This window comes from Rhizobium sp. L43, assembly GCF_002531725.1.
Taxonomy (GTDB): domain Bacteria; phylum Pseudomonadota; class Alphaproteobacteria; order Rhizobiales; family Rhizobiaceae; genus Rhizobium.
In genome coordinates this window covers 101,925-116,157 of sequence record NZ_NWSQ01000006.1, presented here as the reverse complement: position 1 = coordinate 116,157, position 14,233 = coordinate 101,925, and the positions used below count along the sequence as shown (strand labels likewise).

Annotated in this window: 13 protein-coding genes; 7 read left to right on the top strand and 6 right to left on the bottom strand. The window is 61.4% G+C overall.

Annotated features, from left to right (window positions below; translation table 11 throughout):
- Positions 1-7 precede the first annotated feature (7 nt).
- Complete coding sequence (locus CO667_RS09825) at positions 8-1,504, top strand: TRAP transporter large permease subunit (RefSeq protein ID WP_097618203.1); 1,497 nt, start codon at positions 8-10, stop codon at positions 1,502-1,504.
- A gap of 74 nt (positions 1,505-1,578) precedes the next feature.
- On the opposite strand, the gene CO667_RS09820 is transcribed toward CO667_RS09825, so the two are convergent.
- Positions 1,579-2,685, bottom strand: a complete 1,107-nt coding sequence (locus tag CO667_RS09820; RefSeq protein ID WP_097618202.1) for a TRAP transporter substrate-binding protein — start codon at positions 2,683-2,685, stop codon at positions 1,579-1,581.
- A 293-nt stretch (positions 2,686-2,978) separates the two neighbouring features.
- On the opposite strand from CO667_RS09820, the gene CO667_RS09815 reads away from it, so the two are divergent.
- Positions 2,979-3,758 carry a gamma-glutamyl-gamma-aminobutyrate hydrolase family protein gene (locus CO667_RS09815; protein WP_097618201.1) on the top strand — a complete coding sequence of 260 codons (780 nt, stop codon included), beginning with the start codon at positions 2,979-2,981 and terminating at the stop codon, positions 3,756-3,758.
- Between the two features lie 22 nt (positions 3,759-3,780).
- Here CO667_RS09815 and CO667_RS09810 read toward each other — a convergent pair whose 3' ends face one another.
- The 3 genes from CO667_RS09810 to CO667_RS09800 form a co-directional block, all read right to left on the bottom strand.
- Positions 3,781-4,737, bottom strand: coding sequence for a 2-hydroxyacid dehydrogenase (locus CO667_RS09810; RefSeq protein ID WP_097618200.1), 957 nt, complete (start codon positions 4,735-4,737; stop codon positions 3,781-3,783).
- A gap of 28 nt (positions 4,738-4,765) precedes the next feature.
- Positions 4,766-5,788: a LacI family DNA-binding transcriptional regulator gene (locus CO667_RS09805; RefSeq protein ID WP_003566610.1), complete on the bottom strand. Its 1,023-nt coding sequence runs from the start codon at positions 5,786-5,788 to the stop codon at positions 4,766-4,768.
- A gap of 118 nt (positions 5,789-5,906) precedes the next feature.
- Positions 5,907-6,419: a MarR family transcriptional regulator gene (locus CO667_RS09800; protein WP_085739052.1), complete on the bottom strand. Its 513-nt coding sequence runs from the start codon at positions 6,417-6,419 to the stop codon at positions 5,907-5,909.
- Positions 6,420-6,504: 85 nt separating this feature from the next.
- Here CO667_RS09800 and CO667_RS09795 point away from each other — a divergent pair, with 85 nt between their 5' ends.
- The 5 genes from CO667_RS09795 to cysE all read left to right on the top strand — a co-directional run bounded on the left by CO667_RS09795 (position 6,505) and on the right by cysE (position 10,943).
- Positions 6,505-7,293, top strand: a complete 789-nt coding sequence (locus CO667_RS09795) for a creatininase family protein (RefSeq protein ID WP_097618199.1) — start codon at positions 6,505-6,507, stop codon at positions 7,291-7,293.
- Between the two features lie 146 nt (positions 7,294-7,439).
- Positions 7,440-8,534 (top strand): GTP-binding protein, encoded by a 1,095-nt coding sequence (locus CO667_RS09790; protein WP_097618198.1) that lies wholly within the window; start codon positions 7,440-7,442, stop codon positions 8,532-8,534.
- Positions 8,534-9,523: a WD40 repeat domain-containing protein gene (locus CO667_RS09785; protein WP_097618197.1), complete on the top strand. Its 990-nt coding sequence runs from the start codon at positions 8,534-8,536 to the stop codon at positions 9,521-9,523. The genes CO667_RS09790 and CO667_RS09785 overlap by 1 nt, the downstream gene beginning before the upstream one ends.
- Positions 9,524-9,538: 15 nt before the next feature.
- Positions 9,539-10,036, top strand: coding sequence for a GNAT family N-acetyltransferase (locus CO667_RS09780; RefSeq protein WP_097618196.1), 498 nt, complete (start codon positions 9,539-9,541; stop codon positions 10,034-10,036).
- Between the two features lie 88 nt (positions 10,037-10,124).
- Entirely contained in the window at positions 10,125-10,943 is an 819-nt protein-coding gene (gene cysE / locus CO667_RS09775) for a serine O-acetyltransferase (RefSeq protein WP_097618336.1), read from the top strand.
- Here cysE and CO667_RS09770 read toward each other — a convergent pair.
- Complete coding sequence (locus CO667_RS09770; protein WP_097618195.1) at positions 10,940-12,097, bottom strand: UDP-galactopyranose mutase; 1,158 nt, start codon at positions 12,095-12,097, stop codon at positions 10,940-10,942. The genes cysE and CO667_RS09770 overlap by 4 nt on opposite strands.
- A 45-nt stretch (positions 12,098-12,142) precedes the next feature.
- Positions 12,143-14,173 (bottom strand): glycosyl transferase, encoded by a 2,031-nt coding sequence (locus tag CO667_RS09765; RefSeq protein ID WP_097618194.1) that lies wholly within the window; start codon positions 14,171-14,173, stop codon positions 12,143-12,145.
- Positions 14,174-14,233 lie beyond the last annotated feature (60 nt).

Genomic DNA, 14,233 nt, shown 5'->3' with positions numbered 1-14,233 from the left:
AACGGATTTGTTTGATTTCGGCATCATTCCGCCGGCCATGTTCCTGGGCATGGTCATCTTCATGCTCTACGGCTTTCCGGTCGCCTTTTCGCTGGCCGCCGTCGGCTTGTTCTTCGGCATTATCGGCATCGTCACCGGCCATTTCAACGAAGCCCTGCTGCAGGCGCTGCCGCTGCGTTTCTTCGGTATCGTCTCCAACGACCTCCTGCTCGCCATCCCCTTCTTCACCTTCATGGGTGCGATCCTGGAGCGCTGCGGGCTGGCCGAGGATCTGCTCGAAGGCACCGGCAAGCTCTTCGGCGGCATATCCGGCGGTCTCGCCTATGCCGTCATCCTCGTCGGCGCGGTGCTCGGCGCAATCACCGGCACGGTGGCCGCCTCCGTCATCACCATGGGGGTGATCTCGCTGCCGATCATGCTGCGTTACGGCTACAGTCCGCGGCTTGCCACCGGCGTTATCGCCGCCTCGGGCACCATCACCCAGGTGATCCCGCCCTCGCTCGTCCTCGTCGTTCTCGCCGACCAGCTCGGCCGGTCGGTGGGCGACATGTATCTCGGCGCGATCGGCCCCTCGATCCTGCAGGTGACGATCTTCATCCTCTTCATCCTGGTGATGTCGATCATCCGGCCGAAATCGATGCCGCCGCTGCCGAAGGAGGTGCGCGGCGACTTCAACTGGGCGCTGCTCGTCAAGGTGCTGATGGGCATGGTGCCTTCGATCGTGCTGATCTTCCTGGTGCTCGGCACGATCTTCATGGGGCTTGCGACGCCGACCGAAGCAGGCGCGCTCGGCGTGGTCGGCGCCATGCTGCTCGCCGCCATGAATCGCCGCCTCACCTGGCCGCTGATCCGTGAAGCGATGACATCGACCACGCACATCACCTCGATGGTGGTGATGATCCTGATCGGCTCCACCTGTTTCAGCCTGGTCTTCCAGGGCATGGACGGCTCGCGCTGGATCGAGCACATGCTGTCGGGCATACCCGGCGGCCCGGTCGGTTTCCTGATCTTCGTCAACATCTTCATCTTCGTGCTCGCCTTCTTCCTCGATTTCTTCGAGATCGCCTTCATCGTCATCCCGATGCTCGCCCCCGTCGCGTCCAGTCTCGGCATCGACCTGATCTGGTTCGGCGTGCTGATCTGCGTCAACATGCAGACGAGCTTCATGCACCCGCCCTTCGGCTTCGCGTTGTTCTACCTGCGTTCGATCGCCGGCAAGGACGTCAAGACCTCCGATATCTACATGGGCGCGCTCCCCTGGGTCGGCATGCAGCTGATCCTGGTGGCGATCGTGATCTTCTGGCCGCAATCGGTGACCTATTGGCTGGATCACGGCCCGAAGGTCGACCCGAACTCGATCAAGATCGAAATCCCCGCCTTCGGTGGCGGTCAGCTCGGCCTGCCGCCGCTGGGCGGTGGCAACAACGACTCACCGCAGATTCCCGGTCTGACCTTGCCGCCGCTGAATGGCCTGCCCGGCGCACCGCCGGCGCCCGCCAAATAGCGTGGAAACGAAAAACCCCCGGACCGAAGATCCGGGGGTTTTGACATCGGTTGAAATCAAGCGTCGGCGAAAGCTTAAAGCTTCCCGGCCCGCTGCTGGATCATCATGAACGTATCGAAGGTGTATTCCGAAAGCTGCATCCAGAGATAGGCGTCCCGCTTGAAGGCGGTCTGATCGTCGTAGATCTTCTTGAAATACTGGTTGGTGCCCGAGATTTCGGCGTAGATGCCGGTCGCCGCCTGGAAGCAGGCTTCCATGATTTCCTGGCTGAACGGGCGCAGCGTCGCGCCTTCCGCAACCAGCTGCTTCAGCGCCGTCGGGTTCTTCGTGTCGTACTTCGCCAGCATGTTGGTGTTGGCGAAGGCGCAGGCATCGGTCAGCGCTGCCTGATAGTGCTTGGGCAGGCTGCTCCATTTTTCGAGATTGAAGAACCCGTGCACCGTCGGGCCACCTTCCCACCAGCCCGGATAGTAGTAATACTTCGCCACCTTGTGGAAGCCGAGCTTCAGGTCGTCATAAGGACCGACGAATTCCGCCGCATCGATCGTGCCCTTTTCCAGCGCCGGATAGATGTCGCCGCCGGCGATCTGCTGCGGGATGACGCCGACTTTCTCCATGACGCGGCCGGCAAGGCCGGCAATGCGCATCTTGACACCCTTGAGGTCGTCGAGCGTGTTGATTTCCTTACGGAACCAGCCGCCCATCTGCGCACCGGTATTGCCGGCCGGCAGCGCATACATGCCCTGTGTGGCATAGAATTCGTTCATCAGCTTGTTGCCGTTGCCTTCATAATACCAGGCATTGGTCAGGCGGCTGTTCAGGCCGAACGGGATGGCCGTTCCGATGGCATAGGTCGGGTCCTTGCCGACGAAATAATAGGAGGTGGTGTGAGCTGCCTCGACCGTACCGGCCGCCACCGCGTCGACGGCTTGCAGGCCGGGTACGATTTCACCGGCCGCGAAGGGCTGGATCGTGAAATTGCCGTCCGTTGCGGCGGCGACATGCTTGGCGATATCCTCGGCACCGCCATAGATCGTGTCCAGGCTCTTCGGAAACGACGACGTCATGCGCCATGCGATCTTCGGATTTTCCTGCGCGATCGCAGGCGCGGCCAATGCCGTTGCGGCGACCGCACCGGCGCTGGCGGTCCCCGCCTTCTTGAAAAACGAACGACGATCCATCAAAAACCTCCCGTATAGATGGCACTGCGCGGCCGATCTTCACCCCTACCCGCAGCAAGGGCAAACCTAAGCATGGCAAAGGCCGCGATTCAAGCTTTAGTCTATTAGCCTTTGGCATCAAGACGACAATAAGACAATGCGAACGTGCCCATCAAAATCAGCGGCTTAGCAGCAAGCATGGCAGCCCCGGCGCCATTTCCGCCGCAATTTGGCCGCCTGATACAGCCAAGCGTTGACTTGACCACCGTTCTGGCGGCAGAAACGACAAGCATAAAGATTTGACCGGGGCTGATATGACGAAACCAATCGTTGCCATTCCTGCCGATATCCGCAGCTTCGACGGCGCGACCTGGCATGCCGTGCAGCATCAATATCTCAGCGCCGCATTGAACGCGGCCGGCGTCATGGCCTTCATCATTCCGGCCTTCGAAGAGGGTTACGACACCGACGCGATCCTCGACCGTGTCGACGGCCTCTTGGTTTCCGGCTCGGCCAGCAATGTGCATCCCTCCCTCTACGGCGCCGAGGTCAATGACAAGGACGGCCCCTTCGACCCCGCCCGTGACGCCACCAGCCTGCCGCTCATCCGCCGCGCCATCGACCGCGCCATCCCGCTGCTCGCCATCTGCCGCGGCATCCAGGAGCTGAACGTCGCGCTCGGCGGCTCGCTGGCAAGCGAGATCCAGGAGCAGCCCGGCATCTGGGACCACCGCCGGCCGGAAGGCGTCGACCGGGACGGCATGTACGCCATTCGCCAGAGCGTCCACGTCAAGGAGGGATCCTGCATCGCGGGCATTCTCGGCCCGGGCGAGGTCCGTGTGAACTCTCTGCATCGCCAGGCAATCGCCAGGACCGCGCCGCGCCTGCAAGTGGAAGCGATCGCCGAAGACGGCACGGTGGAAGCCGTCTCCGTCATCGACGCCAAGGCCTTCGCCGTCGGCGTGCAATGGCATCCGGAATATTGGGCCGAAACCGACAAGCCGTCGAACAAGCTGTTTGCCGCTTTCGGCGACGCCGTCCGCTCCCATGCCGCCGGCAAGCAGCCGGTCATCCCGGTGCAGGCGATCGCCTGACGGCACAGGCGCAGAACGCAGGCTAGCCCCTTTGCGGCGTCTCGGGCACCGGCGTCAGCGCCGACCCCTTCTCGAACCAGGCGATGAGATTGTCGGCGACGAGATCCGCCATCGCGTTGCGCGTCGGCACCGACGCGGAGGCGACGTGCGGCAGCAGCACGGCATTCTGAGGCGCGAGCAGATCCGCCGGCACGGTCGGCTCGTCATAGAAAACGTCCAGGCCGGCTGCCCCCAGCGCGCCGGAGGCAAGGGCGGCACTCAGCGCCTCTTCGTCCACGGTCCAGCCGCGGCCGACATTGACGAGAATGCCGTTTGGGCCGAGTGCGGCCAGAATATCGGCATCGATGGTCTTATGCGTCTGCGGCGTCTTCGGAACGATGGCGATTAGCGTATCCACCGCCTCCGCCAGCCCCCTCAGCGTCGGGTGATAATCATAGGGCGCATCGGCATGGCGCGAACGGGTGTGATAGCTGATCTTCACCTTGAACGGCTCCAGCCGCTTGGCGATTTCGAGCCCGATACGGCCAAGGCCGTAAAGCCCGACATGACGGCCCTTGAGCGAGAAGCGCGACAGCGGATAGGCCGTGCCCGGCTTCCAGTTGCCGGCGCGCAGCCAGGCTTCGGCCCGCGGCAGTTCGCGGATGGTATTCAGGAGCAGGCCGATCGCCGTATCGGCGACCTCGTCGTTCAGCACATCCGGCGTGTTGGTGACGACGATGCCCTTTTCGGCGGCACGTTTCACATCCATACCGTCATATCCGACGCCGAAGCTGGCGATCACCTCGACTCCAGGCAGTTGATCCATCCAGGCACCGGGAAAGGCGCCGGAAACGGCAACGCCGCGGATGCGGGCGGCGGTCTCACGGTCGAGCGCAAGCCTTTCCGCGCGCGGAACGGCGACAATCTCAAAACGATCCTTCAGGCTATCGAGAACACGATCGTGTATCTTCCCGGGAACGAGAATGGCGATGCGGGACACGGTTTTTCCTCTTGGGTGGCGGTCTGGTTCAGGCGCGGGGCCGATGGGGACTGGTGGACTGGCGAATGCGCATTTCCGGTTTGATCAGATGCATGCCGTCAGGCTCGTGGCTGCCGGCAAGGCGATCGAGCAGCGCCCGGGCCGCCAGGCGCCCGACCTCGGCCTGGCCGTTCCAGACAGTCGTCAGCGCCGGCGTGGCAATCGAGGCCTCCTCGAGATCGTCATAACCGGTGACGGAAATGTCGCGTCCCGGCATCAGGCCGGCGCGGGCAATGCCGTTCATCAGCCCGATCGCCACGAGATCGTTCCAGCAGACGGCGGCCGTCGGCTTCTGCGGCAGCGACAGGAAATGCACGGCGGCCTCGAAGCCGCCCTGTTTCGAGCGCGGGCCGGGAATGCGCAGGTTCGGATCGACCTCGATCCCGGCCTTGCGCAGCGCATTGACATAACCCTGGTAGCGGTCACGACCGGTGGAGGTCTGGTCCGTGCCGCCGATCATGGCGATCGAGCGGTGGCCGAGGCCGATCAGGTGGTTGGTGGCAAGCGAGATGCCGTAGCTGTCGTCGCCGCGATAGGTCGGCAGGTCCTGCCCTTCCATCGAGCGGGCGACCAGGATCGCCGGCATGCCGTTTTCTTCCGCTAGCTGCACATCTTCCGGCGGCGTGCCGATCGCCGGCGACATGATGACGCCGTCACCGCCGAGCTGCAGCAGCGTCTCGATAAAGGTGCGCTGCTTTTCGACATTGTCGTAGTGATTGGAAAGAATGAAGGTGTGGCGGCTGCGATCGAGCTCGCTTTCGATCGCCTTCAGGATCTCCCCGTAGAAGGGGTTCATGATGTCGTGCACGACGACGCCGATGATGCCGGAGCGCGAGGTGCGAAGACTGGCGGCGCGGCGATTGTAGATATAGCCGAGCGCGCGCGCCTGTTCCTTGATCTTCTCCCGCGTATTGCCGGCGACGAGCGGGCTGTCGCGTAAGGCAAGCGATACGGTCGCCGTTGAAATGCCGAGCGTTTCGGCAATCGTCGAAAGCTTGATCTTCTGGACCACGTGTCCTCCTCCAGGCAGCACGCAAGACAGCGAGACCCCGCCGGAAAACCGGCGCGGCCCTTAAAATGTTTAATTAAAAGATTTAATCGGCGGAGGCAATTCGTCTTTCAGGGAAATTTCAGTCTTCGTCCGGTTCTTCGATGTGAAGGGCCTCGGCCTGCAGATTGCCGTCGATCGCTTTCAGCAGCCGGACGAGATTGCGGATTTCCTTGTCGGAGAATTCCAGCGTCGCCAGCCTGTCGCAGGCAGACGCCGCCATCTCGATCGCCTGCACGCTGCCGCGGCCGAGTTCGGTGAGATAGACCTTGGTGAGGCGCGCATCCTCGGCATCGGGCTTGCGCTCGAGGAAACCCTGCGCCTCCATGCGGCCGATCGTGCGCGTCATCGTCGGCGCCTTGACGCCGAGCTTCTGGGCAAGGCCGCCGGCCGTCATGCCGTCGCTTTCGGCGAGCGAGAGAATGACGCCGTCCTGGCCGGCATAGAGGCCGCTTTCGAGAAGGTTGCGCGACAGCACCGTACGCATGGAACGAGCCGCCTGGGTCAGCGCCGGAGAGAGGTCGACGAGCGTATACTCGGTCTGGTCCTTCTTCTTGGACTTGTTCTTTTTGCCGTCCTTATGCTTCTTTCCCATAGCCATCCCTTTGATCTTTAAGCCCCGGCGCCGCTGCGATATGACATTGCCCAGGATCTCGTCATAAACAAGAGGCTACGACCGGATGATGACGCCTTCGCCGCGCTTCGAGGACAGCAACCCGGCCTTTGCTCCCGATGGAGGGCGGCTGATCGCCGTGCTGCCGCTCGGCGCCCATGAACAGCACGGCCCTCACCTGCCCTTCGATACCGACACGCTGATTGCCGAAGGCATCGCCGGACGATTGCAGATGGCCTTGCCCGCCGGCCTGCCGGTCACCTTCCTGCCCGCCGAATCCGTCGGCTACTCCATAGAGCATATGGATGTTGAAGGAACGAAGACGCTTGATTTCGACGAAGCGGTCACCCGCTGGCTCGGCATCGCCGAAGACCTGGCGAAGCAGGGCATCCGCAAATTCGTGATGCTGAATGCCCATGGCGGCAATTCGCCCGTCATGACGATCGTCGCCACCGAGGCGCGGGTCCGCTTTGCCATGCTGGCGGTGGCAACGAGCTGGACCCGCTTCGGCCTGCCGGATGGCGTGATCACCCCTGAGGAGAAGGCGATCGGCATCCATGGCGGCGATATCGAGACCTCGGTGATGCTGGCGCTTCATCCCGATAAGGTCGATATGGCGAAGGCGGCGGATTTTCCCTCGCGGCAGACGGAATTTTCCGAGCGCTTCAAACATCTGCGCGCCTACGGGCCGCATGCCTTCGGCTGGAAGATGTCGGATCTCAATACCACCGGCGCAGCAGGCAACGCCGCGGCTGCGACGGCTGAAAAGGGTGAGGCGCTGATTGCGCATGCGGTGAGGGGGCTGGTCGAATTGCTGGAAGATGTCGATGCCTTCGACGTCACGCAGCTCCGCTGAAGATGGAATCTGTACCGGCCAGACGATGTGATCTTATAACATTATAAAACCCTTTGAACTGCCACGCTCAAGCCATTATATGAGACCAACCGTTCAAGCAGCCGATCCCAAGCCGCTCGGCCGCACGCCTAATCCTAGAGGTTCTCATGACCGACGCGATCTCCACCCAGAAGCCTATTCCCGTTACCGTGCTCACCGGTTACCTCGGTGCCGGCAAGACGACCTTGCTCAACCGCATCCTTTCCGAAAATCACGGCAAGAAATATGCGGTCATCGTCAATGAGTTCGGCGAAATCGGCATCGACAACGACCTGATCGTCGAGTCGGACGAAGAAATCTACGAGATGAACAATGGCTGCGTCTGTTGCACGGTGCGCGGCGACCTGATCCGCGTCGTCGAAGGCCTGATGCGCCGCCCCGGCCGCTTCGACGGCATCATCGTCGAAACGACGGGCCTCGCCGATCCGGTGCCGGTCGCCCAGACCTTCTTCATGGATGACGACGTGCGTGCCAAGACCGAACTCGACGCCGTCATCGCGCTCGTCGACGCCAAGCACCTGCCGCTGCGGCTGAAGGATAGCCGCGAAGCCGAGGACCAGATTGCCTTCGCCGACGTCGTCGTCATCAACAAAAGCGACCTCGTCACCCCCGAAGAACTTGATGTGATCGACGACATCGTCCGCGCCATCAACCCGGCCGCCCGCGTCTACAAAACCAGCCGCTCCGGTGTCGACCTCGCCCGCGTGCTCGACCAGGGCGCCTTCAACCTCGAGCGCGCGCTGGAAAACGATCCGCATTTCCTCGAGCACGGCCATGACGATCATGTCTGCGGCCCCGATTGCGATCACGACCACCACCATCATGATCACGATCATCACGGTCATGACCATCATCATGATCACCACCATGGCGCCCACGGCGCAATGTCGGCGATCCACGATGTGACGGTGCAGTCGGTGTCGCTGCGCGGCGGCCAGATGAATCCGGAGCGCTTCTTCCCCTGGATCCAGAAGGTCACCCAGACACAGGGGCCGAATATTCTCCGTCTCAAGGGCATCATCGCCTTCAAGGACGATCCCGAGCGTTACGTCGTCCAAGGCGTTCACATGATCATCGAGGGCGATCACCAGCGGCCGTGGAAGGAAGGCGAGAAGCATGAAAGCCGTCTCGTCTTCATCGGCCGCGATCTCGACCGCGACAAACTCGAAGCCTCCTTCAAGGCCTGCGAGGCAGCCGCCTGATGCCGACAGTTGCACCGCTTGATCTCGACGGCCACGTTCTGGCCGTCGAATTTTTAGGTGATGTTCCCTTCTTCGCAAGCGCAGCCGGCACGTTTCACCGGCTGGACGGCGGCGACAGGGTCTCAGAAGCCCATCAGGGCATGCTCACCGTCATCCGCGATCCCTATAGCGAGAGCCTGATTTCGGGCGGTGAGGACGGTAAGGTGCTGCGCATTGCCGCCGACGGCAGCGTCAGCGAGATCGCCACGGCGCCGCGCAAGTGGATTTCGCAGGTCGCGGCCGGCCCGCAGGGCGCCGTTGCCTATTCCTACGGCAAGAGCTCGCTGGTGCGCCTTGCCGACGGCACGACCAAGGAATTTCCCGAGGAGCGCACGGTCGAAGGCCTTGCCTTCGCGCCGAAGGGCCTGCGCATCGCGGCCGCGCGTTACAACGGCGTGTCGCTGCACTGGATCGGCATGACCGCCAAGCCGGTCGATCTCGAATGGAAGGGCGCGCATACCGGCGTCACCTTCTCGCCTGATGGCAATTTCCTCGTCACCTCGATGCAGGAAAACGCGCTGCACGGCTGGAAGCTCGACATCAAACCCGGCGCCGAAGCCCGCCACATGCGCATGACGGGCTATCCCGCCAAGGTGAAATCGCTTTCCTGGTCGGTAAAGGGCAAATGGCTTGCCTCCTCAGGCGCACCGGCGGCGATCGTCTGGCCCTTCCAAGGCAAGGACGGGCCGATGGGCAAGGCGCCGCTCGAACTCGGCACTCGCGCCAATATCATGGCGACCGCGGTGAAATTCCATCCGCTGGAGGATATCCTCGCCATCGGCTTCATCGACGGCATGATTCTGGCCGTGCGCATCGCCGACAGCAAGGAGGCGCTGCTGCGGCGCCCCGGCAAGGGCGCAGTCACGGCGATGAGCTGGAGCAAGGACGGCAAGCTGCTCGCCTTCGCCTCCGAAGCCGGCGATTGCGGCGTCGTCGATATTTCGGCTTGAGCTATATCGGCGGCAATGGACGACGCCCTGACGGAAGCTGAGATCGTAGCGCTCTCGGCCGAGCACATGCAGGCGGCCGCAGCGATCAGGCGTGTCGCCCTGTGGCAGCGGCTCCCCTGGCTGCCGGATCTGCATACGCTTGGCGAAGATGAGCGGTACTGGCGTATGCACCTGCTGCCGAACTGCACCCTGTTAGGTGCCGCCATGGGCAACCGGCTGGTCGGCGTCATCGCCTATGGCGACAACTGGATAGAGCAGCTCTATATTCTCCCCGATTTTCAGGGCATCGGCATCGGCTCTCTGCTTCTCGGCTGCGCCAGGGAGGAAATGGACGAGATCAGGCTCTGGACGTTCCAGCGCAATATCGGCGCACGTGCTTTCTACGAACGCCACGGTTTTATCGCCGCGGAGGAGACCGATGGTGCCGACAACGAGGAAAGAGAGCCGGATGTGCTGTATCATTGGCGCCGGCTTCCGGAGTTGACCCCGGTCCTCCAGCCGTCAGGTGGCTAGACTATCGGGCTTGCCAAATGCCTTGCCCGGGCGAAACATGAACTGCACACAGCAGGCGCTTGCCCCGCCGCTGACAAAGGAAACGGGAATGGCGAAATCAACCGGCCTCGGTTTGGCCGAGCAACAGCCGCAGCCTTTGGGCAGCGCATCGGTCTGGGCCGTGATCCGCACCGAGGCGGCCGAGCTTGCCACGCGCGAGCCGATATTGCAGCGGCTGCTTGCCGCAGAGGTAACGGACGCCACCGACAACAAGGAGATCATCGCCCGTGTTCTGGCCGCGCGGCTTTGCGTGGCGCAGGTGGAAACGGGCAATCTGTTCGATCTCATCCTCTCCATACTGAACGACGATATCATGCGGAAGGTCGAGGCCGATCTCGCAGCCGTGCGCGAGCGCGATCCCGCCTGCACGACATTTCTGCACGCGCTTCTGAACCTCAAGGGCTTTCATGCGCTTGAGACGCATCGCATCGCCCATGCGCTCTGGAACGCCGGCCGGCCGGAGATCGCCAGCTGGCTCGCCAATCTCGCCTCGCTGGTCTTCGGCCCGGATATCCACCCCGCCGCTCGGATCGGCGCGTCGATCATGCTCGACCACGGCTCGGGCATCGTCATCGGCGAAACGGCTGTCATCGAGGATGAAGTCTCCATCCTGCAGAATGTCACGCTGGGCGGCACCGGCAAGGAAACCGGCGACCGCCACCCGAAGATACGCCACGGCGTGATGATCGGCGCGGGCGCCAAGATCCTCGGCAATATCGAGATCGGCGCCTTCAGCAAGATTGCCGCCGGCAGCGTCGTGCTAAAGCCGGTCCCCGAGCATTGCACGGTCGCCGGCGTGCCGGCAACACTCGTGCGCGTCCACCGCGCCGACGAAATCCCGGCCGAGACGATGGACCAGAATATCTAGGTGGCGTGGAGCGGCGGATGCAAGAATGCAGGCATCTCGACCCCCGCCGATAGATATAGCCGTGCCGTGTCCAGCGCCTCGCGGATGGTGACGTCCATGTCGAGATAGCGGTAAGTCCCCAGCCGACCGACAAAGGTGACAGAGGTCTCCCGCAAGGACCTTATCACATATTGGGCAAGCTGCTCCTTTTCCTCCATGAGGCGGATCGGATAGTAGGGAACGTCGTCGGGGCCACAGGCTCTGGAGAACTCTCGATAACAGACGGAGCCGGCAAGGTCTTCCCATGGGGAGAAATGCTTGTGTTCTGTCACACGGGTATAGGGTACGGAAACATCCCCGTAGTTCATGACCGCGCACCCCTGATAGTCACCCTCATAGGTAAAGCGCTCGAAATCCAGCGTACGATATCCCAAACGGCCATATTCGTAGTCGAAATAGCCGTCGAGCGGACCCGAATAGAATATGTGATCGAAGTCCTTGCAGAGAGCGCTGTGAAACCGCGTTTCCAGATGAACTGCTATATTTCTGTGATCGAGAATGCGTCCGACCATCTCGGTATAGCCGTTTTCCGGCATTCCCTGATGTTTATGAAAGAAATAGTTGTCGTCGTAGTTGAAACGGACGGGAAGTCGTTTCAGGATGGAAGCCGGAAGCTCGGCCGGAGAACATCCCCATTGCTTCTGGGTATAGCCTTTAAAGAACGCTTCGTAGAGATCCCTGCCGACGAAGCGCAGCGCCTGCTCCTCGAAAGTCTTCGGTTCCCTGATGGTTTTGTCTGCGCATTCATCAATGAACGCGCGCGCCTCGTCCGGCCTGAACGCCTTGCCAAAAAACTGATTGATCGTGTGCAGATTGATGGGCAGAGAATATATCTGTCCTGAACTCGTCGTCTTGACACGGTTCTTATAGGGCAGGAATGTCTGAAAGCGGTTCACATAATCCCAGACTTCCGTGTCGTCCGTGTGAAAAATGTGCGGCCCGTAGACATGAACCATGACGCCCGTGGCCGCGTCACGCTCCGTATGGCAATTTCCGGCAATATGACTTCGCGTGTCGAAAACATCGATCTCGTGACCCGCCAGGGCAAGTTCACGCGCGATGACCGCCCCTGAAAGCCCGGCACCGACAACGGCAATTTTTTCAATCCGCGGCATTCCCAATCAGCTCTTTCCGGTGCGCATATTGCCGTGACCCCTCCGCTAGCCCAATCGGCTGTCGTGCGGAAAAGGCGCATAATTGCGCCATTCGGTCAGCTTGTTGCGGTAAGCCTGCCTGTAAACCCGATCGTCCGAAAACGCGATATTGTCCTGAACGAGTTCCACCCCTATGTCGTAGTAAATGTCCAGATTGCTCAAGTCCGGCACCGGCGTTTCACCACGTTCGCATTCTGCCTGCATTTGCCAGAAAAGTTCTTCGAGACGGGAAGCGACAGCTGGGATGTCGCGCAATACACTGGTCTCCCGTTTTGCACGCAAGGATTCCCTGATCTTTCCCAGGCTCTCGGGGTCATTTGCAAAACCGATGGCCCTTTCGATGTAGCTTTGCGGTCCCGAGCAGATCAGTTCCGAAACGCCGGCGGCGGCAACGATGCTATGGCAGAAGCGTGCTGCAAAGCTCTTGCCGGGGAATGTCAGGACTGGCAGCCCGACGGTCAGGGCGTCGGCTGCGGTGGAGTGCGCTCCATAGGGGAACGTGTCGAGGAACAGATCGGCGAGCTGGATTCGGGCGAGATGTTTTGCATTCGGCGCCTTGGGTGCGAAAATGAGGCGTTCGGCTGCGACACCGGCATTTTCAGCCGCCTGGCGCAGACGTTGATCCACATCGTCGTTTCCAGCCAGCAGCCAGAGCACGCTGCCGGGCGCCGCAAGGAGAATTTTCATCCAGTGGGCAAACGTCTCTTGCGTGACTTTTTGCGAGCCGTTGAAGCAGGCAAAAACGAAACCGGCTTCCGGCAGCCCCGCTTCCGCGCGTGACGGCCTTTCGGCAATCACCCTCTTGCGATCGAGCGGCTGGCTGCAGGCGAGCCTCCGCACTTTTTCCGAATAGTAGATCTCGTTCTCGGGCGGGATTATGTGCTCGTCCGCGATGATGTAGTGGTGGAACGGGCTGCCCATCGTTCCGGGATAACCGCAAAAATTGACCACCACAGGCGCCGGTCGATAGGCAAGGATCTTTGTTCGCGCATGCTTGGTGTAACCGTTGACGTCGACAAGAATGTCGATGTCGTCGGCGGCGATCTGCCTTGCAGCGTCCGCATCATCGAGTGCTGCAATGTCGCGCCAGCAATCGACGGCAGCTTTCATACGCAGCTGGGTCGCATCGCCTTCCGCCGGCTCGCCACAATAATAGGCGTAGATTTCAACGCTCTTCTTGTCATGCAGCTCCAGCACCTCTCTGAGCGCAAAGCCGACCGCGTGGTCGCGCAGATCCGAGGAGAGATAGCCCACACGAAGGCGCTGACCGGTTCCCGTCTTCTGCTTCGCCACCTTGAGCGAGAAGCCGTCAGTATCCGGACGTCCCGCGAAAGACTTGTTGTAGCGGTAGGCTTTGGCGAGCTGGAACAACGGATCGTCGGAAAAGCAGGCGAGCGCCAGCGGCGACATGGCATCGAGCAGCTGACGCATGGAGACATGGTCCGACGGCACCAGCGTTGGCCACTTGCACTGGCGCTGGCGCAGCGCACTCCAATGTTGCCCGGCTTCGGTCTTGTCGGGCCGCAGTTCCATTGCTTGCCATAACGCAGTTTCAGCTTCTTCCAGAAGACCTGCATTTTCCATGACGCGCCCGACGTGCTGAAGCGCCAGCAGGCGATGCGTCAGCACGTCAGCCGTGATCTCCCCGGTCATCTCGACAAAATTCCGCCATTGCAGAATTGCCCCTGTGGCGATGCCGCTGTCTTCCAGCGCACGTCCGAGATTGATGTGTGCCGGCCCGAAGCGCGGCTCAAGTTTCAAGCATGCACGCAATGCGTGAATCGATCCCGCAACATCGCCCAATTGCCGCAGAGTGACGGAATAATTGAAATAGACGAGATGCAGGAACGGATGAGCATCGTTGAAAGCGATCCAGACTTTGTAGACCTCTGCCGCCTCGACCGTTGCTCCGGCAGCACTCCGGCTTTCCGCAAACTGAAACAGATCGGTAAAGGAAAGGCGTTGAGCGCGCGCAAGATCCAATATTCCCACGAGAGACGGAACAGGAATTTGAACTGAGGGATCATTGGTGACCATGGATACATCCCACGAATAGACGGCCGGCGTTGCAACCGTTTGCGAAAGCTGAGGGACGGT